The 1,381-nt window shown below is 68.3% G+C and carries 2 protein-coding genes; one reads left to right on the forward strand and one right to left on the reverse strand.

The window, feature by feature from the left end:
- Positions 1 to 904 (forward strand): aminotransferase class I/II-fold pyridoxal phosphate-dependent enzyme (locus ELR45_RS26255; protein ID WP_240760157.1); only part of this gene is annotated, 904 nt, incomplete at its 5' end.
- Here ELR45_RS26255 and ELR45_RS26260 read toward each other — a convergent pair.
- The coding region (locus tag ELR45_RS26260; protein WP_205857304.1) for an alkyl sulfatase C-terminal domain-containing protein at positions 905 to 1,381 on the reverse strand (477 nt) is incomplete at its 5' end.

Consider the following 1,381-nt stretch of genomic DNA (forward strand, 5'->3'; position numbering starts at 1 on the left):
GACGTTCGAGCCGTACTACGACTCGTATGCGGCCTCGATCGCGCTGTCCGGAGCCGAGCGTCGTACAGTGCGGCTCCGGCCGCACCGCACGGCATCCGGGGGCGACAACGGATCCGGATCCGGAGCGGGATCCGAGGCGGTCCGCGGCGACGGCGCGACGGGAGACGGAGGGTTCCGGTTCGATCCGCGTGAGCTGGAGGCCGCGTTCTCCAGCCGCACCCGGCTGGTGCTGCTCAACACCCCGCACAACCCGACCGGCAAGGTGTTCACCCGGGAGGAACTGGACCTCATCGCCCGGCTGGCGGTGCAGAACGATGCCGTCGTCGTGACCGACGAGGTCTACGAACACCTGGCGTTCGACGGCCGGCCGCACATCCCGATGGCGACGTTGCCGGGAATGGCCGAGCGGACGGTGACGATCTCCTCGGCGGGCAAAACGTTCTCGGTCACCGGCTGGAAGATTGGATGGCTGCACGGACCGGCCGGGCTGGTGGCCGCCGCTCGGGCGGTGAAACAGTTCCTCACCTACGTCAGCGGAGGCCCGTTGCAACCCGCGGTCGCGTCGGCGCTCGGACTGGACGATGCGTTCTACATCGGGTTGGCCGCAGATATGCAGCGCAAACGGGACTTGCTGTGTGCCGGGCTGCGAGCGGCAGGGTTCGAGGTGTTCCCGACGTCCGGGACATACTTCGTGATCACCGACGCCGCGCCGCTCGGGTATGACGACGGCGTCGAGCTGTGCCAGCGGCTCCCCGAGCTGATCGGCGTCGCCGCGGTGCCGGTCTCGGTGTTCTGCGACGACAAGGAATCGACGCGATCCCTGGTGCGCTTCGCCTTCTGCAAACGCGACGACGTCCTTCACCAGGCCGTCGATCGGCTCACCGGGCTCAGCACACGGACATGATCACGCGGCAGGCGTCGGCTGGGACTTCTGGACCGCGTTGATGAGGCGCCGCACAGCGTCGGCGTCGCCGCTGATGGCTACGTCGCCACGCTCCATCAGCGCGTCGAGCGTCTCCACCTGACCCGCCAGAGCGTTCATCGTCATGTGGTCGGTGCACGTGAGCGTGGCGTCTGGCGGGCTGTCCGGTGCGGTCCGGGTGAGCTCGGTGAGCCGGCCGTCCAGCACACGAAGCCGGTAGTGCTCGCGGCCGAGATGAACGTCGTACGTGGCCGACCAGGGATCCTCTTCTGGTGCGACGAAGAAGGTGCGCAAGCCGAGCATGACCGAATCCGGGCTGAGTCGGTCGCTGCGTGGCGGGGTCGGGGCGCGCGCGCCCCATTGGGCCAGAGCGCGGAAGACCGGCTCGAGTTCTGAACCCCACTCGGTGAGCTCGTAGATCTTGGAACTGGCGGGCGGCGGAAGGATCCGACGGGTGAT

This window comes from Phytoactinopolyspora endophytica, from assembly GCF_004138495.1.
Lineage (GTDB): Bacteria > Actinomycetota > Actinomycetes > Jiangellales > Jiangellaceae > Phytoactinopolyspora > Phytoactinopolyspora endophytica.